At 67.9% G+C, this 18,010-nt stretch carries 18 protein-coding genes; 8 read left to right on the top strand and 10 right to left on the bottom strand.

All coding sequences use genetic code 11. The features are described from left to right. Nucleotides 1-113 precede the first annotated feature (113 nt). The 3 genes from ACXN5S_RS14270 to ACXN5S_RS14260 are packed head-to-tail and all read left to right on the top strand — an operon-like array spanning nt 114 to nt 3,066. Complete coding sequence (locus tag ACXN5S_RS14270) at nt 114-986, top strand: squalene/phytoene synthase family protein (protein WP_458606126.1); 873 nt, start codon at nt 114-116, stop codon at nt 984-986. Beyond that, a complete protein-coding gene (locus ACXN5S_RS14265; protein ID WP_458606125.1) occupies nt 986-1,828 on the top strand; it encodes a squalene/phytoene synthase family protein in 843 nt (280 codons plus the stop codon). The genes ACXN5S_RS14270 and ACXN5S_RS14265 overlap by 1 nt, the downstream gene beginning before the upstream one ends. Continuing rightward, nucleotides 1,825-3,066: a hydroxysqualene dehydroxylase gene (locus ACXN5S_RS14260; protein WP_458606124.1), complete on the top strand. Its 1,242-nt coding sequence runs from the start codon at nt 1,825-1,827 to the stop codon at nt 3,064-3,066. The genes ACXN5S_RS14265 and ACXN5S_RS14260 overlap by 4 nt, the downstream gene beginning before the upstream one ends. 42 nt (nt 3,067-3,108) lie before the next feature. On the opposite strand, the gene ACXN5S_RS14255 is transcribed toward ACXN5S_RS14260, so the two are convergent. Next, nucleotides 3,109-3,408: an ArsR/SmtB family transcription factor gene (locus ACXN5S_RS14255; RefSeq protein ID WP_458606123.1), complete on the bottom strand. Its 300-nt coding sequence runs from the start codon at nt 3,406-3,408 to the stop codon at nt 3,109-3,111. 96 nt (nt 3,409-3,504) lie between these two features. Between ACXN5S_RS14255 and ACXN5S_RS14250 the strand changes: the two genes are divergently transcribed. From ACXN5S_RS14250 to ACXN5S_RS14235, 4 genes are all read left to right on the top strand, one after another. Then, nucleotides 3,505-3,933: a YeeE/YedE family protein gene (locus ACXN5S_RS14250; protein ID WP_458606121.1), complete on the top strand. Its 429-nt coding sequence runs from the start codon at nt 3,505-3,507 to the stop codon at nt 3,931-3,933. Between the two features lie 11 nt (nt 3,934-3,944). Beyond that, a complete protein-coding gene (locus ACXN5S_RS14245; protein ID WP_458606120.1) occupies nt 3,945-4,385 on the top strand; it encodes a DUF6691 family protein in 441 nt (146 codons plus the stop codon). Then, nucleotides 4,382-5,299, top strand: coding sequence for an MBL fold metallo-hydrolase (locus ACXN5S_RS14240; protein ID WP_458606119.1), 918 nt, complete (start codon nt 4,382-4,384; stop codon nt 5,297-5,299). Before ACXN5S_RS14245 ends, ACXN5S_RS14240 begins: the two co-directional genes overlap by 4 nt. A gap of 64 nt (nt 5,300-5,363) precedes the next feature. Then, nucleotides 5,364-7,118 carry a SulP family inorganic anion transporter gene (locus ACXN5S_RS14235; RefSeq protein ID WP_458606118.1) on the top strand — a complete coding sequence of 585 codons (1,755 nt, stop codon included), beginning with the start codon at nt 5,364-5,366 and terminating at the stop codon, nt 7,116-7,118. Nucleotides 7,119-7,171: 53 nt separating this feature from the next. Here the strand turns inward: ACXN5S_RS14235 and ACXN5S_RS14230 are convergent, their stop codons facing one another. The 5 genes from ACXN5S_RS14230 to ACXN5S_RS14210 all read right to left on the bottom strand — a co-directional run bounded on the left by ACXN5S_RS14230 (nt 7,172) and on the right by ACXN5S_RS14210 (nt 13,000). Beyond that, nucleotides 7,172-8,275, bottom strand: coding sequence for a serine hydrolase domain-containing protein (locus tag ACXN5S_RS14230; protein WP_458606117.1), 1,104 nt, complete (start codon nt 8,273-8,275; stop codon nt 7,172-7,174). Nucleotides 8,276-8,495: 220 nt separating this feature from the next. Beyond that, nucleotides 8,496-10,127, bottom strand: coding sequence for an alkaline phosphatase family protein (locus ACXN5S_RS14225; protein WP_458606116.1), 1,632 nt, complete (start codon nt 10,125-10,127; stop codon nt 8,496-8,498). 37 nt (nt 10,128-10,164) lie between these two features. Further along, nucleotides 10,165-11,196 (bottom strand): type 2 periplasmic-binding domain-containing protein, encoded by a 1,032-nt coding sequence (locus tag ACXN5S_RS14220; RefSeq protein WP_458606115.1) that lies wholly within the window; start codon nt 11,194-11,196, stop codon nt 10,165-10,167. 41 nt (nt 11,197-11,237) lie between these two features. Further along, nucleotides 11,238-12,533 carry a TRAP transporter large permease gene (locus tag ACXN5S_RS14215; protein ID WP_458606114.1) on the bottom strand — a complete coding sequence of 432 codons (1,296 nt, stop codon included), beginning with the start codon at nt 12,531-12,533 and terminating at the stop codon, nt 11,238-11,240. Next, nucleotides 12,530-13,000: a TRAP transporter small permease gene (locus ACXN5S_RS14210; RefSeq protein WP_458606113.1), complete on the bottom strand. Its 471-nt coding sequence runs from the start codon at nt 12,998-13,000 to the stop codon at nt 12,530-12,532. The genes ACXN5S_RS14215 and ACXN5S_RS14210 overlap by 4 nt, the downstream gene beginning before the upstream one ends. Nucleotides 13,001-13,123: 123 nt before the next feature. On the opposite strand from ACXN5S_RS14210, the gene ACXN5S_RS14205 reads away from it, so the two are divergent. Beyond that, nucleotides 13,124-14,125 (top strand): LysR family transcriptional regulator, encoded by a 1,002-nt coding sequence (locus tag ACXN5S_RS14205; RefSeq protein ID WP_458606112.1) that lies wholly within the window; start codon nt 13,124-13,126, stop codon nt 14,123-14,125. Here the strand turns inward: ACXN5S_RS14205 and cyoD are convergent. From cyoD to ACXN5S_RS14185, 4 genes are read right to left on the bottom strand one after another with little or no spacing between them, the layout of a single operon-like run. Then, nucleotides 14,091-14,432: a cytochrome o ubiquinol oxidase subunit IV gene (cyoD, locus tag ACXN5S_RS14200; protein ID WP_458606111.1), complete on the bottom strand. Its 342-nt coding sequence runs from the start codon at nt 14,430-14,432 to the stop codon at nt 14,091-14,093. The genes ACXN5S_RS14205 and cyoD overlap by 35 nt on opposite strands. Then, nucleotides 14,429-15,040, bottom strand: a complete 612-nt coding sequence (locus ACXN5S_RS14195) for a cytochrome c oxidase subunit 3 (RefSeq protein ID WP_458606110.1) — start codon at nt 15,038-15,040, stop codon at nt 14,429-14,431. Before ACXN5S_RS14195 ends, cyoD begins: the two co-directional genes overlap by 4 nt. Then, entirely contained in the window at nt 15,037-17,148 is a 2,112-nt protein-coding gene (locus ACXN5S_RS14190; protein ID WP_458606109.1) for a cbb3-type cytochrome c oxidase subunit I, read from the bottom strand. The genes ACXN5S_RS14195 and ACXN5S_RS14190 overlap by 4 nt, the downstream gene beginning before the upstream one ends. Continuing rightward, entirely contained in the window at nt 17,145-18,002 is an 858-nt protein-coding gene (locus ACXN5S_RS14185) for a cytochrome ubiquinol oxidase subunit II family protein (RefSeq protein WP_458606108.1), read from the bottom strand. The genes ACXN5S_RS14190 and ACXN5S_RS14185 overlap by 4 nt, the downstream gene beginning before the upstream one ends. Nucleotides 18,003-18,010: the final 8 nt, after the last annotated feature.

Raw genomic sequence — 18,010 nt, 5'->3', positions numbered from 1 at the left:
CATTGTGGCGCGCGCCGTCTGGAGAAATGTCATCGTCACGTCCGTCCTTAACCTTAGCTCTTCCACCACGCCCCTGCCATGCCGTCATGCGCAGGCTCGGCACTAGCGCCGCAATGCCCACCGGCCTGAACCAGCCCGCAGCGCCCGGGGCCGGCGCGGTGGTGCGCTCCCCTCGGCGCGACGGCGAGAACTTTCCGGTGGCGTCGCTGTTGCTGCCCGCCGCGTTGCGCCCCGCTGTCAGAGCATTCTACGACGTCGTGCGCGCTGCGGATGACTCTGCAGACGATCCGCACCTGCCGCCAGACGAAAAGACCCGCCAGTTGGACTGGATGGAGGCCGGGCTGCGGGGGCAGGAGCAGGGCGATGAACGCGGGCTTCACCTCGTGTTGGAGCTGCAAAAGGTGGGCCGCCCCGGCGCCGAGCGGCATGCGCTGCGGATGGTCGAGGCCTTCCGCCATGAGATGGCCGCGGCGCCTTGCCGCACGTGGGACGATCTCATCGCCTCGTGCCAGGGCACGGCTGACCCGGTGGGGCGGTTCCTGCTGGAGCTGCATGGAGAAGGGGGCGCGGGGCTGGAGGCCTCCGACGCGCTCTGCTCGGCTTTGCAGGTTCTCAACCACCTGCAGGATCTGGGTGAAGACCGGCGGGCGCTGGGCCGCGTCTACCTGCCGGTGGACTGGATAGAGGAGGCCGGCGGCGCGCTGGGCGATCTCGATGGCCCGTGCCTCACGCCCGCGCTGCGGCAGGCGGTGGACCGGGCGCTGGATCAGACGGACGAGCTGCTGACACGCGCGGGCACCTTGCCCGGTCTGCTGCGCTCGCGCCGCCTGGCCGCCGAGACCGCCGCGATCCTGAGCCTCGCCCGGGCTCTGAATGCCCGCCTTCGCCGGGGCGACCCCCTGGCCCGCCGCATCGCCCCAACCCGCGGCGATGCGGCGCGTGCGGCAGTCGCCGGGATGGCGCGGCTGGCGGGGCTGCGCGGCTGATGGCGCTCGATACGGATATGCAGCGCCCGCCAGAGGCCATCGTGGAGGAGGCGGGCAGCTCCTTCGCCGCCGCCATGCGGCTTTTGCCGAAAGAGCGGCGGCGGGCGATCTACGCCATCTATGCCTTCTGCCGCGCGGTGGACGATATCGCCGATGGCGACGCCAGCCCGATGGACCGTACCGCCGGCCTCAACGCCTGGCAGCGCGAGGTCGATCGCGCCTGCACCGGCGAGGCGACGACGCCCGTGGGCATTGAGCTGAGCTGGGCGATCCGCCGCTATGAGCTGCCTGTCGAAGAGTTCGATCTGATGATCGAGGGGATGCGCATGGACATCGACGGTGTCGTCGCCCCCGATCGCGCAACGCTGGATGCCTATGTCCGCCGGGTTGCCGGCTCGGTGGGGCTGCTCTGCATGCATGTCTTCGGCGCGTGGCAAGGCGAGCTCTCGCGCCGCTTCGCCCTGTCGCTGGCGCGGGCGCTGCAGCTCACCAATATCCTGCGCGATGTCGAGGAAGACGCAGGGATGGGCCGGATCTACCTGCCGGAGGACCTGCTGCGCGATGCTGGCGCCACCGCCGACCCCGAGCGCCTGTCGGATGACCCGCATCTGCCGCAGGTGCGCGCCCGGCTCGCTGCCGAGGCCCGGGCGGCCTTCACGGCGGCAGAGGCCGAGGTGCCGGCACATTCGCGCCGCCGCCTGGCGCCGGCCCTGCTGATGATGGGCCCCTACGAGCGCATCCTGCGACAGATCGAGCAGGACCCGTCCCGCCGCCCGGCAGACAGGGGCCGCCTCGGCAAGGTCTGGGACGGGGTTCGCTGCGTCGCCCGCGGGCGCGGGTGAGGCGTGTTCACGTCGTCGGCTCAGGCCTCGCCGGCCTTGCCGCCGCGCTCGACCTGGCTGAGGGGGGCGACATGGAGGTGCATCTGTACGAGGCGACGGCCCGCGCGGGCGGGCGCTGCTGGAGCTTCCACGACAGCCGTCTCGACCGGCTAATCGACAACGGCAACCACCTTGTTCTCTCCGGGAATGCCGCGGTCATGGACCACTGCCGGCGGATCGGCACGTTCGACTTGCTGGACATCGCGCCAACGGCCGAGCTGCCCTTTCACGACCTCGCGGACGGCGCCTCCTGGACGCTGCGCATCCCCGACGGCCCTGCCGAGCTGCTGCGCGGTCGCGTAGCGCTGCCCCCCGGCGTGGGCGCCGTGGCAGGGGCCGACATGATCCGCCTGTTGCTCGCCGGCCCCGACCGCACTGTCGCCGCGGCGATCCCCCGGCGCGGCGCGGCCTGGCAGCGGCTGTGGGAGCCGCTCAGCCTCGCCGTTCTAAATGCGGCGCCGGAGGAGGGGGCGGCGCGGCCCCTGGTGGCGGTCCTGCGCCTCAGCCTGCTCAAGGGCGGCCGCGCCTGCCGCCCTGTGACGATGCCGCAGGGCCTGGGCCCGACGCTGGTAGATCCGGCACTCCGGCGCCTGTCCGAGCTTGGCGTTGCATTGTCTTTCCGGTCGCCCCTGCGCGAGGTTGCCCGGGAGGGCGACCGGGCGTCGGCGCTGGTGTTCGATGGGCACGAGGTGCCGCTCGGGCTGCAGGATGCGGTGATCCTCGCCGTGCCGGCCGAGGCGGCGGGGCGCCTGCTCGGGCAGCCTGCGCCGCTGGCCGGCCCTGCTATTCTCAACGCGCACTACCGGGTGTCGCCGGAGCTCGCCGGGCGTGCGCCGCGCCTTCTGGGGCTGCTTTCAGGACGCGCGCAATGGGCCTTCACCCGGGGCGACGTCATCTCCGTCACCGTCTCGGCAGCGCCGCCTCCGCCCGATCCGCCAGACCTGCTAGATCTCCTCTGGGCCGATGTCGCGCGCGCTCTCGGCACGACCGAGCGCCCCGACGCGGCGCGCCTGCTGCGCGAGAAGGGGGCGACATTCGCGGCCACGCCGGAGAGCCTCGCCTGCCGCCTCGCCCCGCAGAGCAACATGGGGAACGTTCTTCTGGCGGGAGATCATGTCGCGGCGCCTTTGCCGTCGACGCTGGAGGGCGCCCTGCGCTCCGGCCACGCCGCCGCCCGGGTTGTGCTCGCGCAGGGGTAGGGCGCCCGCTAGCGCCATGGCGTAGGGGAAGGCGCCGCCGCCTCAGCGATGGCAGTAAAGCCCGTAGAGCGTGTTGAGCACGGCGGTCACCTCGTCGCCGATCAGCCGGTAGTAGATCGTCTGCGCCTCGCGCCGACCCTCGATCAGCCCGGCTTCCTTCAGGCGCTTCAGCTGCTGCGACATCGTCGGCTGGGGCAGGCTGCACTCGCGCGCCAGCTCGCCGACCGAGCGCTCACCTTCGAGCAGCCGGCACAGAATGCGCAACCGCGTCTCGGAGGCGAGCATCCCCATAAGCGCCGCGGCGCCCGTGATGTCCCCCTTCAGAAAATCTTCGACTTCCATGTATGCGGCCTATTGCATATTCGTTTGAGTGTATATATCGGCATCATCGAACAGGGCAAGAGCCTTGACCCCAAGTTGTTAACACGGAGTGACGCTATGGAAACCGCTTTCACCCCCTGGGTGTCCCTCGGGGGCGGAATGATGATCGGCGCGTCTGCCGTGCTGCTGATGGCCACCAGCGGGCGCATCGCCGGCATCAGCGGCCTGACCTCGCGCATTTTCCAGCGCTACGCGGACAGTGAGGCGCGCGGCGTCTCGGCGCTGTTCGTCCTCGGCCTGCTGCTGGCGGCGCCGCTGTGGTGGGTCGTCTCGGGCGGCTGGCCGGAGCAATGGGTGCCGTCCGACCCGCTGCTGATGGCAGGGGCCGGCCTGCTCGTCGGCTTCGGCGCCATCCTCGGCGGCGGCTGCACCTCGGGCCACGGTGTCTGCGGTATCTCTCGCGGCGCCACCCGCTCTATCGTAGCGACAATCACCTTCATGACGACGGCGATCCTCACCGTCCTCGTCACCCGCCACCTGATCTGAGGGGCTTAGCCATGAAACATCTCTTCGCCCTTCTCTCCGGCCTGCTCTTCGGGCTGGGGCTCATCGTCTCCGGCATGTCAGACCCGGCCAAGGTGCTGAACTTCCTTGATATCTTCGGCACCTGGGACCCGAGCCTCGCCTTCGTCATGGGCGGCGCCATCCTTGTCACCGCGCCCGGCTATGCCTTGCTCGCCCGGCTGCGCTATCAGCCGCTCTTCGCCGACCAGTTCCATATCCCGACAAAGCGCGATCTTGAGCCGCGGCTCATCACGGGCGCCGCGATCTTCGGCATCGGCTGGGGCCTTGGCGGCTTTTGCCCCGGCCCGGCGCTGACCTCGCTGCCCATCGCCGCCAGCGGCACGCTGATCTTCGTGCCCTTCATGCTGGTCGGCATCTGGGCGGCCCGCAACATTCCTGATTTCCGCCTGATTGCCAAAGGAGCAACACGATGACCGACGCACTCAACTCCCGCGTGGTCCGCCACTCTCCCTCGACGGGCGCTGGCAGCCCCGATGTCTGGGGCATCTACGAGCCCGATACCGGCTCGATCCAGTATATCTGCGCCGACCCGGCCACGAAGAAGGCCGCGCTGATCGACGTGGCGTGGAATTTCGACCCGAAGAACTACCGCCTGTCGACCGAGAGCATGGATCAGGTGCTCGATCTGGTCGCCGAGCAGGGGCTGACGGTGGAATGGGTGCTCGACACCCACCCGCATGCCGACCACGTCATGGCCTCGGCCCATCTCAAGGAGCGGACGGGCGCGCCGAATGCCATCGGGGCGCTGGTGCCGAAGATCGCCGAGATCTGGGCCGGCCTCTACAACCTGCCCGGCGCCTTCGACCCGACCCGCGATTTCGACCACCTGTTCGAAGAGGGCGAGACCTTCAAGCTCGGTGAGCTGGAGATGAGCGTCATGCTCTCGCCCGGCCATACGCTTGGCTCGATCACCTATGTCTGCGGCGACGCGGCCTTCGTGCACGACACGCTGATGCAGCCCGATGTCGGCACATCGCGGTCCGACTTTCCGGGCGGCAAAACCTCTGAGCTTTGGGACTCGATCCAGGCTATCCTCGCCCTGCCACCCGAGACGCGGCTCTACGTCGGCCATGATTACGGCGCGGAGGGCCGCGATGAGCCGCAATGGGAGGCGACGGTGGCCGAGCACAAGGCGCAGAACCGGCATGTGAAGGACGGCACCGAGCGCGACGCCTATATCAAGCGCCGGCAGGAACGGGATGCGACGCTGGCGCTGCCGAACCGCATCCTCGCGGCGCTGCAGATCAACCTGCGCGGCGGGCGGCTGCCCCCGGTGGAGGATGACGGGCATCAATACCTGAAACTGCCCGTGAACCGCTTCGAGTGACACTCCCCGGGCGGCCCCTGCGGCCGCCCGACCCCAATGCCCGCCTGCCGAACGGATCAATCCCATGTCCCTGCCGCCGCTCTCGCGATACCTGCCGATCCTAGACTGGGGCCGGCGCTACGACCGGGCCGCCTTCACCGGCGATGCGGTGGCGGCGGTGATCGTGACGATCATGCTGATCCCGCAATCGCTGGCCTATGCGCTGCTGGCGGGGCTGCCGCCGGAGGCCGGGATCTACGCCTCGATCGCACCGATCCTGCTCTATGCAATCTTCGGCACCTCACGGGCGCTGGCCGTCGGCCCCGTCGCCGTCGTCTCGTTGATGACGGCCACGGCGGTGGGCAGCGTGGCCGAGAGCGGAACCGCCGGCTACGCGGCGGCGGCGTTGACGCTGGCGCTGATGTCGGGGGGCATGCTGCTGGCCATGGGCCTGTTCCGGCTGGGCTTTCTGGCCAACCTTCTGTCGCACCCGGTGATTGCGGGCTTCATCACCGCCTCCGGCCTGCTGATCGCCGCCAGCCAGCTGCGCCATATCCTCGGCATCGAGGCCGAGGGCGACAATCTGATCGAGATCGTCGCCAGCCTCTGGGCGCATCTCGGCAACATCAACGTCCTCACCCTCGTGATCGGCCTATCGGCCACCGCCTTCCTCTTCTGGGTGCGCCGGGGGCTGAAGCCGCTGCTGCGGCGCATGGGGCTGGGGCCCCGGATGGCCGATCTGGTCGCCAAGACGGGCCCGGTGCTGGCCATCGTGGTGACGACGCTGGCTGTCTGGCTTTTCAACCTTGCGGGCCAGGGCGTCGCCATTGTCGGCGAGGTGCCGCAGAGCCTGCCGCCGCTGACGATGCCACCGCTCGCCCTCGATCTGGTCTCGCAGCTCATGGTGCCGGCGCTGCTCATCTCGGTCATCGGCTTTGTCGAGTCCGTCTCGGTCGCGCAGACGCTGGCCGCCCGAAAACGCCAGCGCATCGACCCCAACCAGGAGCTCATCGGCCTCGGCGCCGCGAACCTCGGCGCGGCGTTCACCGGCGGCTTCCCGGTCACGGGGGGCTTCGCGCGCTCGGTCGTCAACTACGATGCCGGCGCCGAAACTCCGGCCGCCGGCGCCTTCACCGCGCTCGGCCTGGCGCTGGCCGCGATGCTGCTGACACCGCTGATCCACTATCTGCCCAAGGCGACATTGGCGGCCACCATAATCGTCGCGGTGCTCAGCCTCGTCGATCTGTCGATCCTGCGCCGGGCCTGGGTGTTCAGCCGCGCCGATTTCGCCGCCGTTTCGGTGACGATCCTGCTGACGCTGGGGGCGGGCGTCGAGCTGGGGGTGATCTCGGGCGTGGTGACCTCGATCCTCGTGCATCTCTACAAGACCTCGCGCCCGCATATGGCGGTGGTGGGCCAGGTGCGGGGCACGGAGCATTTTCGCAACGTCCGGCGCCACGATGTCGAGACGCAGCCGCATGTGCTGTCGCTGAGGGTCGACGAGAGCCTGTTCTTCCTCAACGCCCGCTACCTTGAAGACCGGCTCGCCGAGCTTGCCGCCGAGAAGCCGGAGCTGACCGACGTGGTGCTGATGTTCTCTGCCGTCAACGAGATCGACCTGTCAGCCCTGGAATCGCTGGAGGCGATCAATGCGCGCCTCTTCGATGCCGGCATCCGGCTGCATCTGAGCGAGGTGAAGGGCCCGGTGATGGACCGGCTGAAGCGCAGCCACCTGCTGGAGGCGTTGAGCGGCGAGGTCTTCCTCAGCCAGCATGCGGCGACGTGCAAACTCGCCGGTGTGCCCGCGGGCGGGGCAGGAGCGGCGGGCGAGACCGCCTGAGCGGGGCGCCGGAGCGGGGCACATGCCCCTCCCAGCGCCCCAGAGCGGCGTTCCTACCGCATTTCGTACGCCGCCTCTGCCGCGACGAGGGTGTTGAGCCGGTCGTCGGGCACGAGGAGCTGCAGAACCTCGCTGATGACCGTGCGGCCGTTCGCGCCGGAGGTGAACACGACGACGCCAAAGTCTTCCTCGGGGGCGAAGAGCGCGATGGTCCGCTCGCCCCAGCCCTTGCCGTTGTGCAGAAGGAAGTTGTGGTCGCCGCTGTCATAGACCATCCAGCCCAGCCCGTAGCCGGAGGCGGCGGGGCACATGTCCTGCGGGATGATCCCTTCGGGGCAGGCCGCCGCCGTATCGTCGATGGTGATGCTGCCGCGGGCTTCGCGCAGCTCCTCCGTCAGGTGCTCGCCGGCCATCGCCCAGGCGGTGAAGCGGGAGTAGTCGCCGATGGTGCTGTGCAGGTCGTCGGCGGCGCTGCCGCCTTCGCTGAACGACGGGAGGGCGAGCTCCCCGTCCGGCCCCCGCACCATGGCGACCCGGCCCTCCCACGAAGGATCGGGGCTGAAGAAGGTGTCGGTCATCCCGGCCGGGCCGAAGACATGGGCCTGCACGAGACCGGGGAAATCCGGGCTCACCGAGCCGACGATGAACTTGCCGAGCGCCGAGAAGTTCTCGCCCGAATAGGCGGAGACGGTGCCCGGCTCGGCCTCGATGGTCAGCTGTCCGCCCGGCATGTCTTCGCGCCAGTTGCGCAGAAAGCCCGTCCGGTGGCTCAGCGCCATCTCCGGCGTGATCAGCGCGGCGCGCGGGTCATCCGCCAAGTCGCCGTCCGTCCAGGCGGGAGCCATCGGGGCCGTGAGGTCGATCTCGCCCTCGGAGGCCAGCGAGAGGGCGAGCTCGGACACGATGGGCTTGGTCAGCGAGGCGACGTTGAAGAGCGTCTCCTCCGTCGCCGGCTGGCCGGGGGCCTGCTCGCCGTAGATGGCCGTCCACTGGACCTCGCCGTCGGCGATGTAGCCCACGGCGAGGGCCGGGACGTCCTCTCGCGCCAGCAGCTCGGGGGCGAGCTGGTCGAGGGAGGCGCGCAGGTCGGGCTCTGCCGAGAGCGCGGCCGGTATGGCGAGGGCCGCCAGACAAAGGGGAAGGACGCTTGTACGCATGGGTCGGTCTCCGATATGCTGGGAAGAGAGGTCAATGTTAATGGCATTAACATTGGGGCGGGCGCTTGAGCTTTACAAGCGTCGCGTGGCGACCTTTGTGGTTGCCTGCGGCCTCAGGCGCTCATGCGCCTTTTCCGTGACCGATAATCAGCCACGCTCTCGGAGTGAATAACCGCTCCGCGGGGCAGGGCGGCCGGGCCGCTGGCCCCGCCTCAGCCGCTCAGGGACGCTCTGCGAAGGGTTTGCCGAATTCGGCCTCGTATTCCGCCTCGTCCCAGAAGCCGATGAGGATGCCGGGCGGCTCCTTGCCGGTCATCGCCTCGATCTGTTCGGGCGAGAGGGTGATGCGGTTGTGGTGGCGGCGCGACCAGCGGCCGAGGGCGACCATCATGCGGGCGCGCACGGCGGCATGTTCCGGCGCGCGGCTGGCGCCGAGATCCTCCAGCTCGTCGGGGTCGGTCTGCAGATCGAAGAGCATCGGGCGGAAACCCTCGGCGTGGATGTATTTCCACCGCCCGTCGCGCAGCATCACCAGCCGCGCATCCTCCTGCGCATTGCCGATGGCCTGACGGGCGGGGCGGGTGGCGTAATCGTATTCCGACACCGCGTATTGGCGCCACTCGGCGGGCTTGGCGCGGTTGTGGAGCAGCGGCTCAAGCCCGCGGCCCTCCAGCACATGGGGCTTCGCCGTGCCGCCGAAATAACTGAGGAAGGTGGGGGCGAGGTCGATGGCCTCGACCAGCTCGCCGCGCACCTTGCCGCGGGTGGCGTCCGCCTCCTCCCGGGGGTCATAGACGATCAGCGGCACCTTCACGGAGGGTTCGTGGAAGAGGTCCTTCTCGCCCATCCAGTGGTCGCCGAGGTAGTCGCCATGGTCGGAGGTGAAGACGATCATGGTGTTCTCGAACAGCCCGCGCTCTTCCATCCAGTCGAACAGCACGCCCATCTGGTCGTCGATCTGCTTGATGAGGCCCATGTAGGCGGGGATCACCCGCTCGCGGACTTCGTCACGGGCGAAGCTGCGGCAGATGCGGCTTTCGATGAAGGCTCGGAAGACGGGGTGGTCCGTCTCCTTCTCGGCTTCGGCGCGCACGGGGGGCAGGATGTCATCCGGCCCGTACATGTCGTGGTAGGGCGCGGGGACGATATAGGGCCAGTGCGGCTTGATGAAGGAGAGGTGGCAGAGCCAGGGTTCGTCGCCGGCCTCTTCCATGAACTGCATGGCCCGGCGGGTCATGTAGGGGGTCTCTGACAGCTCCTCCGGCACATCGGCCGGCAGGTTGGCGTATTTCAGAAGCCAGCCGGAGAGGCGCTCGCCATCGTCGCCGAGGCCGGAATTGGCGTGCTCTTCCCACGGGTTGTCGCCCTCGACGCCGGACTCCTTGAGCGCGCGGTTGTACTCCGGGTCGGGGTCGTAGGGGCCATAGGGGTGCATCCCGTCGTCGCGCTCGTAGGGCTCGAAGCCGCATTCGGAGATGGAGATGCCGATGGTCGAACCGGGGTCGATGCCCAGCCATTCCATCCCCTTGGTGTCGGCGACCATGTGGGTCTTGCCGACGATCACCGGGCGCACGCCGATCTCGCGGAGGTGGTCGCCGAGGGTCGGCTCGCCGACGCGGAGGGGGAAGCCGTTCCACGTGGCGCCGTGGGAGCGGGTGTAGCGGCCGGTGTAGCTCGACATCCGGGAGGGGCCGCAGATCGGCGACTGGACGTAGGCGTTGGTGAAGCGCACGCCGCGCGCGGCCAGGCGGTCGATATTGGGGGTGTGCAGGTGGGGATGGCCGTAGCAGCTGAGGTAATCGAACCTCAGCTGATCGGCCATGATCCAGAGCACGTTCTTCGGCTTGCTCATGCTGCTCTCCCTTCGTTCCGTCCGCCTGGCCGCCTGATCATTCGGCCGACAGCCGCTGGATTTCGGCCATGTAGAAATCGAGCGCGCCCTGGCCGTCGATGCCCTTGGCATTCGCCTCTTCGATCCAGGCGTCGACATAGGGCTGCGCGGCGTCGATGAGCGCCTGCTCGAACTCCGGCGAGGCCTGATTCACCTCCATCATACCGGCGATCTCTTCATGCACGCCCATCTCGACCTCGGTGAAGATCGTGCCCACCGTCTCGGCCCAGGCGGCGCCAGAGAGGTCGCGGATAGCCTGCTGGTCCTCGGGCGAGATCGTGTCCCACACATCGGAATTGATGAAGAACGAGAAGGCGGGGGTGGAGATCTTGCGATCGGTCACCGTCATAGACTGCGCGGGCGGCAGCACGTTGAAGACCTTCGCATCGGTAGCAGGGATGCCGACGAAGCCGTCGACCACGCCGCGCTGGATCAGCTCGGTCATCTGCACTGCGGGGCCGGAGACGACGGGAGAGCCGAGATCTTTCAGCTCTTCGGCGACAAGGCCGGCGGCGGCCCACATCTTCTTGTCGGCCAGATCCTGCACCGACAGGATCGGCGTGCTGTCGAGCGAGTAGAAATCGGCGCCCGGGGCGACATAGACAGACAGCAGCTCGACGCCGTCGTATTCGTCGGCCTCGGCGAAGTACTGCTCGTAGGTGTTCCAGAGCGCCAGCGAGTTGGCGCGGGAATCCGACGTGCCGGTGAAGGGCAGCATGCCAAGCTGAATGCCGGTGACTTCGTTGGCGATGAACACGTTCATCTGAAGGGCGGCGTCGAACACGCCGTCACGGGTGGAGTTCAGCTGTTCGGGCGGCGGCGCCATGTTGCTCGGCAGGATGGCGACCTGCACGCGGCCTTCGGTGGCGGCGTTCACATCCTCGGCCCAGCCGCCCAGCACATCGGTGCAGACGAAATGCTGGGGCGGAAAGAAGCAGTTCACCAGCACACGGGTATCGGCGCTGGCCGGGGCGCCGATGGTCAGCGCCAGGCCGGTTGCGGCCAGTGCGGCCTTGAATTGATAGCTCATGAAAGTCCTCCCTTTTGGGCCGGCCTCCCCGCCGGCCCGGTTCACCCGGACAGCCCGGGAAGCCACGTTGCGATGCCCGGCAGCGCCAGGATGAGGGCCAGCACTGCCAGCATCGCCAATGCGAAGGGCAGAACGCCCGCGAAGATGTCGGCCATGCGCACATCGTCGACCACGCCGCGCACGACGAAGACGTTCATGCCGATGGGCGGGGTGATGAGTCCCAGCTCTGTCACCAGCACGATGACGATGCCGAACCAGATGAGATCGACCTGCGCCGACAGGAGCGCCGGCATGAAGACCGGCACGAGCAGCAGCAGGATGCCGAGCGACTCGAACACCATGCCGAGCAGCAGGGCGATCACGCAGATGCCGACAACCAGCCCGGTGGGCGACAGCTGCATGTCCTGCAGCATGAACATCAGATCGAACGGCATGCCCGAGAGGTTGATGTATTGCGCGAAGACCATGGTGCCGAAAACGACCATGAAGAGCGAGGCGGTGGTCATCGAGGCTTCCACCAGCGCCTCGACCCATTCGCGGAAGCTCCAGAGATGCCCGCGGGTCATGGCGATGAGCGCGGCGCCGGTGGCGCCGATGCCAGCGGCCTCCGTCGGCGTGAAGATGCGCCCGTAGATGCCGCCGAGGACGAGGATGAAGAGCGCCAGCACCGGCAGCACCGCGCGCACGGCGCTGGCCCCCTCCTTGCGCTCCAGCTTCTCGCCGGGCGGGGCCATGTCAGGCTTCAGGCTCGCCCAGACGACAATGGCCGCCATGAAGGAGAGCACGAGGATCGCACCGGGCAGGATGCCGGCGATGAAGAGGCGCCCGATGTCCTGCTCGGCGATGATGCCGTAGATCATCAGGGGAACGGAGGGCGGGATCATGATGCCGAGCGTGCCGCCGGCTGCGATGGTGCCCGTGGCGAGACGGTCGGAGTAGTTATGCGCCCGCATGGGCGGCAGGGCGACCCGTGTCATCGTGGCGGCGGTGGCGAGCGACGAGCCGCAGACGGCCGAGAAGCCGGCGCAGGCGAGCACGGTCGAATGCGCCAGCCCGCCCCGGTAATGGCCCAGCCGGGCGTGGGCAGCGCGGTAGAGATCGCCCGAGATGTCGGAGCGGTAGATAAACACGCCCATCAGCACGAAAAGCGGGATGACGGAGAGCGAGTAGCTCGTCGCTGTCTCTAGCACCTGCCCGCCCATCAGCGAGAAGGCGGGGCCGACCCCGCGCTCCAGCGCGAAGCCGATGAAGCCGACGAAGAGCGTAGCGAAGCCGATGCGGATGCCGAAGAAGCAGAGCGCGAGGACGATGGCGAAGGCGATGAGGGCGGCGATCATGACTTGCGAAGGCTCCGGTTGAGCTGAAGCGCCGCGGCAATGACGCAGAAGATGGCACCCGGCAGCGACAGCCAGGCCTGCGGCCATTCCAGCACCAGCGTCTCGCGCGCCGTCTCGATGGCCTTCTGGCCGGTGCGCGCCAGCTCATAGCCGATCAGCAGCAGCCCGGCGGCCGAGACGAGTCCGATCAGAATGCGCCGCGGCCGGCCAAAGGCCTTGGCGAGCGGCGCCTCGAACAGATCGACGGTGATATGGGTGTCGGCATCAGAGACGAGGCCGAGGCCGGAGAAGATGGTGGCGGCGAGCAGGATCTGAATCATCTCCGCCGCGCCATAGACCGGCGCGTTGAAGAGATAGCGCCCGAGCACGTCGACGAAGGTCAGGGCCATCATGGCAAAGAGCAAGAGCGCTGTGATTGCGCGGAGGGCCCAAAGATCCCCCGGCACCAGCGCGGTGCGGCGTTGCATAGAGCCCTCCCAGCCCTGCTGTGCCTCCTCCCCGAGGCTTGGGCGAAGCTTGCCTTGCTTGCTTCTTGCTTTCAAATAATGTCTTGGCACGTGTTCATTCCCTGAAGGCATAAAGGTGGCGCCATGGCCAAGGTCCTGCAGCTCGATCCGCGCAGCCTGATGCTGTTCTCCCGCGTGGTCGAGGAGCGCTCGTTTACCCGCGCCGCCGAGGCGCTGGGCATGGCGCAGCCGGCTTTGAGCAAGGCGGTGGCGCAGCTGGAAGGGCGGGTGGGGCAAAGCCTGCTCTCCCGCCGCCGCCAGCCGCTGGAGCCGACGGAGCTTGGGCGCGAGCTGGCGCTGCGCGGCACGCAGCTGCGCGCCATCATCCGCGAGGCGGGGCAGGCGGCGGAGCAGATGGCCGACGGGCAGGTCGGCACCATCCGCGTCGGCGCGCCGCCGTTCTTCTGCGAAGATGTCATGGCCCGCATCGTCGCCGAGTATCACCTCCTGAGCCCGGGTGTGCGGTTCGAACTCTGCGCGGCCTACGGCCCCGAGCTGCGCGACAGGGTGACTGAGCGGCGGCTCGACATCGCGCTGGTGCCGATGGAAAGCGCCGACGGCAGCGTCGGCCTGATCCAGCGCCGGCTCATCGATGCCGAGCACGCCATCTTCGTGCGCGCTGCTTACGAGCCGGACCCGGCGCTGTCGCTGGTTGAAATCCTGGAATCCGGCCTGTGGATCGGCCATGCCGACCGGTCGATCATGCATGGCTATGCCGAACGGGTGCTGGCGCGGATGGGGGTGATGCATATGCGCAGCTTCGCCTCCAGCGAATCGGGCAAGGCGCTGCTGAACATGCTGCGAATGGTGGAATCCTTCGCCATCCTGCCGGTCATCGCCGCACTGAGCGAGCTGCGGGAGGGCGAGTTGAAGGTGCTCGGCGCGCCCGAGGATCTGCCGGTTGTCGCCCTCGGCACCGTCACCCACCACGCCTCTGCCGGCAGCCCGCTGCTCCTCGATTTCGAGGATTTCGTGGCAGCCCGCTTCAACGCCATGCAGGCCGAGGCGGGGCAGTATCTGGCCGAACGGCGCCGGGCTGTGGGGCCGGCGCTCACATCATCCGCGCCGCCTGGTTCGCCAGGATGAAGATCGTGCCGCCGATCATGATCACGAGGATCAGCGTGGTGAAGAGGATCAGCTGCAGATCCTCGCGCGACTGGCCCTGAAAGCGGATGTGCAGGAAGCAGCGGAAATGCACGACGACCTGCAGCAGGGCGGCGATGCCGATGCCGATGAGGATCGTCCCCCGGTCGGCGAGGTCCCATGCGACCAGCGCGAACGGCACCAGCGTCAGCACCAGCGCCAGGGCATAGCCGAGCAGATAGATGCGCCGTTCGCGCGCGGCGCTCTCGGGGCGGCTGCCGCTTTCGTCTTCGCGGATCTCTGCGCTCATGCCAGCCCTCCGAGGTAGACGACCGAGAAGATGCCGATCCAGACGATATCGAGAAAGTGCCAGAGCACGCCGAGGCGCAGCATGGCCGTCTTCATCGCCGCATCCTGACCGTAGATGAGCACCTGGGCGCCGATGACGATCAGCCAGAGCGAGGCCGCGGTGACATGCAGCCCGTGCAGCGGCACGAGCGCCCAGAAGGACGACAGCCAGCCCGAGCGTGTCGGCACGCCGCCCTTCTGCACCATCGAGACGAAATCGCTCAGCTCGAAGCCGAGGAAGGCGAGGCCGAGCGCCAGTGTCACGCCGAGCCAGACGAGGAGCACGGCGTTGCTGCGGCCTTCTTTCATGGCCAGCGACGCCATCCCCATGGTGAGGCTGGATGTGAGCAGGATCATCGTCTCGATGAAGGCGGGGCGCAGCTCGAACAGCTCTTGCGGGCCGGGGCCGCCGGCCATGCCGTTCAGCATCACCACATAGGTTGCGAAGAGCAGGCCGAAGATCACGGCATCGCTCATCATGAACACCCAGAAGCCGAAGAGCAGCACTTCGGCCTGGTCGTTGGCGGCGCCGTGGCTCTCGCCGAGGTTTATTCCGGGATGGCCACTCATGCGCCCTCTCTCGCCAGCGGCACGGCGCGGCCGAAGTTCAGATGGCTGGTCTCACGGTCGCGCGTGGCCAGCGGCGTCGCCCGCACCGCCTCGACCCAGGCGATATGCTCGGCCTTCAGGCGCGCGGCGGGTATGGTCTCTTTCGTGTCGCGCACGAAGCTGCGGGCGATGATCGAGGCGAGGCCGCCGAGCGCGCCCAGCGCCACCAGCCACCACATGTACCAGACGAGGCCGAAGGCGCAGGCAAAGCCGGCGAGCCCGAGCAGGGCGCCGAGCGCGGCGTTCCTCGGAATCTCGATATCCTCCCACTCGTTCGGGATCTGATAGGCGGTCTCGTTGATCTTGGCCTGGGCGAATGGATCGCGGCTCTCCACCTCGGGGATGACGGCGAAGTTGTATTCTGGCGGTGGGGCCGAGGTCGCCCATTCCAGCGTCCGCCCGTCCCATGGATCGCCGGCGGTCACCCGCGCCTCATCGCGCTGGCGGATGCTGACGACGAGCTGGATGCAGAGGCACGTGAAGGCGGTGAGCACCAGCGCGGCGCCGACGAGGGCGACCAGCGTGAAGGGCAGATAGGCCGGCTCGAAATAGGCATAGGCGCGGCGCGGCATGCCGAGCAGGCCCAGCCCGTAGAGCGGGAAGAACGCCAGGATGAACCCGCCGATCCAGCACCAGGCGGCGCGGCGGCCCCACGCCTCGTTCAGGCGGAAGCCGAAGGCCTTGGGGAACCACATGCTGTAGCCCGCCAGCAGGCCGAAGAGCGTGCCGGGGATCAGCATGTTGTGGAAATGGGCGACGAGGAACAGCGTGTTGTGCACCTGGTAATCGACGCTGGGGTTGGCCAGCACGATGCCCGTCGAGCCGCCGATGACGAAGAGCATGATGAAGCCGAGCGAATAGATCACCGGCACCGTCAGCCGCAGCTGGCCGCGGTACATGGTGAGCATCCAGTCGAAGATCTTCACGCCGGTGGGGATGCCGATCAGCATCGTGGCGATGCCGAAGATGGCATTCAGCTCAGCCGACTGCCCCATCGTGAAGAAGTGGTGCACCCAGACGGTGAAACTGAGCACCGCGATGGCCATCGTCGCAATCACAAGGCTGCCGTAGCCGTAGAGCGTCTTGCCCGAGAAGGTGGTGAAGACTTCCGAATAGATGCCGAAGGCGGGCAGGATGAGGATGTAGACCTCCGGGTGGCCGAACAGCCAGAAGAGGTTGGCATAGTTCATCATGTTGCCGCCGAGATCGTTCGTGAAGAAGTGGAAATCGGCATAGCGGTCGAGCGCCAGCAGCAGCGTCGCCACGGTCAGCGGCGGCATTGCGAAGATCATCAGGATCGAGGTGCACACGACCGTCCAGCAGAAGAGCGGCATGCGCATGAAGGTCATGCCCTCGGCCCGCTCCTTGTAGATCGTCACGGCGAAGTTGATGCCGCTGAGTGTGGTGCCGAGGGAGGAGAGCGTCACCGCCCAGATCCAGTAATCCGGTCCCGCGCCGGGGCTGAACGACTTCTCTGTATAGGGCGGGTAGCCCGTCCAGCCGCCGGTGGAGAAGGGCAGCAGCACCAGCGCCGCCATCACCAGCGCCGCGCCCGCCGCCGTCAGGCCGAGGCTGATGGAGTTGAGGACGGGGAAGGAGACGTCGCGCGCCCCGATCTGCAGCGGCATGACGTAGTTGATCAGGCCGGTGAGGAACGGCATCGCCACGAAGAAGACCATGATCGTGCCATGCGTCGAGAAGAACTGGCCAAAATGCTCCGGCGTCAGAAAGCCGCCGTTGAGTGCGCTGGCCTGATGCGCCCGCATGATGAAGGCCTCGACCAGCCCGCGCGCCATCATGACGAGGGCGAGCACGACATACATGATGCCGATCTTCTTGTGATCGACGCTGGTCAGCCAGTCGCGCCAGAGCGGCCCCCAAAGACGGTAGCGTGTGAGCACGATCAGCAGCGCCAGCCCGCCGAAGACGACGAGCGAGGCGGCGCCGCTGGCGATCAGCGCGTTGAGCACGACCTGCCCGTCATGCGGCTGCTCGACGATCGGCCAGAAGGGCAGGGCATCCCACCGCAGGCGGCCAAGAGCGGCGTCGATGAAACCGTCGAGCGTCATTGCATGGCCTCGTGCACGATAGTGGAGAACATGTCCGGCGAGGCCTGGCTGAACGTCAGCGGCAGCGACCGGCCGAGGCTTTCGGCGAGGTCACCCGGCGCGCTCCGGTCGGCGACCAGAGCTTGCGCTTCGGGGCTGAGCGGCGGGGCGGCCTGCGCCTCTGCCACCCAGGCGGCGAAATCTTCGCTGCTCATAGCCACCGCCTCGAACCGCTGATCGGAGAAATCCGTGCCGTTGTATTGCGTGTTGCGGCCAAGGAAGCGGCCGGGCTCGTCGGCAGCGAGGTGCAGGCGGGTGACCATGCCGCCCATCGCATAGATCTGGCTGCCGAGCGCGGGGATGGAGAATGACTGCATAACCGTGGCCGAGGTCAGCTCGATCGCCAGCTGCCGGTCGGCGGGGAAAGCCAGCTCGCCGATGCTGGCGATGCCAAGCTCGGGGTAGACGAACAGCCACTTCCAGTCATAGCCGATGGCCTGCACCTGCAGCGGCTCGCCGGGCATGGCCAGCTCGTCATAGGGGTCGAGCGTGGTGGTGTTCTGCCACAGGAAGACACCGAGCACCCCGGCGATCACGAAGGGCACGCCCCAAAGCGCCAGCTCCCACCCCCAGTTGAAGTGCCAATCGGGCCGGTAATCGTTGTGCTTGCCGTAGGCATAGCGCCAGGCGAGCCAGGGCGTGAGCACTAGCACCGGCAGCACGATGATCATCATCACGCCGATGATCAGCAGGAAATGCCCGCGCTGCTGCGCTGCGACCGGCCCCTGTGGGTCGAGAAAGCTGATGTGCACCGCCCCGCATCCCGCCAGCGGCAGCAGGGCCGCGAGCATGAGGAAGGGGAGCACACGCCTCACGCGGCGTC

Source organism: Pseudoroseicyclus sp. H15, assembly GCF_054353345.1.
The sequence above is the reverse complement of the archived record's forward strand: the minus strand, read 5'-3'. Positions and strand labels throughout refer to the sequence as shown.

Excerpts from the sequence above, each read along its gene's own strand:
- ACXN5S_RS14270 (WP_458606126.1), top strand. The coding sequence starts at position 114 with ATGCCCACCGGCCTGAACCAGCCCGCAGCGCCCGGGGCCGGCGCGGTG.
- ACXN5S_RS14265 (WP_458606125.1), top strand. The coding sequence starts at position 986 with ATGGCGCTCGATACGGATATGCAGCGCCCGCCAGAGGCCATCGTGGAG.
- ACXN5S_RS14255 (WP_458606123.1), bottom strand. The coding sequence starts at position 3,408 with ATGGAAGTCGAAGATTTTCTGAAGGGGGACATCACGGGCGCCGCGGCG.
- ACXN5S_RS14250 (WP_458606121.1), top strand. The coding sequence starts at position 3,505 with ATGGAAACCGCTTTCACCCCCTGGGTGTCCCTCGGGGGCGGAATGATG.
- ACXN5S_RS14245 (WP_458606120.1), top strand. The coding sequence starts at position 3,945 with ATGAAACATCTCTTCGCCCTTCTCTCCGGCCTGCTCTTCGGGCTGGGG.
- ACXN5S_RS14240 (WP_458606119.1), top strand. The coding sequence starts at position 4,382 with ATGACCGACGCACTCAACTCCCGCGTGGTCCGCCACTCTCCCTCGACG.
- ACXN5S_RS14235 (WP_458606118.1), top strand. The coding sequence starts at position 5,364 with ATGTCCCTGCCGCCGCTCTCGCGATACCTGCCGATCCTAGACTGGGGC.
- ACXN5S_RS14230 (WP_458606117.1), bottom strand. The coding sequence starts at position 8,275 with ATGCGTACAAGCGTCCTTCCCCTTTGTCTGGCGGCCCTCGCCATACCG.
- ACXN5S_RS14225 (WP_458606116.1), bottom strand. The coding sequence starts at position 10,127 with ATGAGCAAGCCGAAGAACGTGCTCTGGATCATGGCCGATCAGCTGAGG.
- ACXN5S_RS14220 (WP_458606115.1), bottom strand. The coding sequence starts at position 11,196 with ATGAGCTATCAATTCAAGGCCGCACTGGCCGCAACCGGCCTGGCGCTG.
- ACXN5S_RS14215 (WP_458606114.1), bottom strand. The coding sequence starts at position 12,533 with ATGATCGCCGCCCTCATCGCCTTCGCCATCGTCCTCGCGCTCTGCTTC.
- ACXN5S_RS14210 (WP_458606113.1), bottom strand. The coding sequence starts at position 13,000 with ATGCAACGCCGCACCGCGCTGGTGCCGGGGGATCTTTGGGCCCTCCGC.
- ACXN5S_RS14205 (WP_458606112.1), top strand. The coding sequence starts at position 13,124 with ATGGCCAAGGTCCTGCAGCTCGATCCGCGCAGCCTGATGCTGTTCTCC.
- cyoD (WP_458606111.1), bottom strand. The coding sequence starts at position 14,432 with ATGAGCGCAGAGATCCGCGAAGACGAAAGCGGCAGCCGCCCCGAGAGC.
- ACXN5S_RS14195 (WP_458606110.1), bottom strand. The coding sequence starts at position 15,040 with ATGAGTGGCCATCCCGGAATAAACCTCGGCGAGAGCCACGGCGCCGCC.
- ACXN5S_RS14190 (WP_458606109.1), bottom strand. The coding sequence starts at position 17,148 with ATGACGCTCGACGGTTTCATCGACGCCGCTCTTGGCCGCCTGCGGTGG.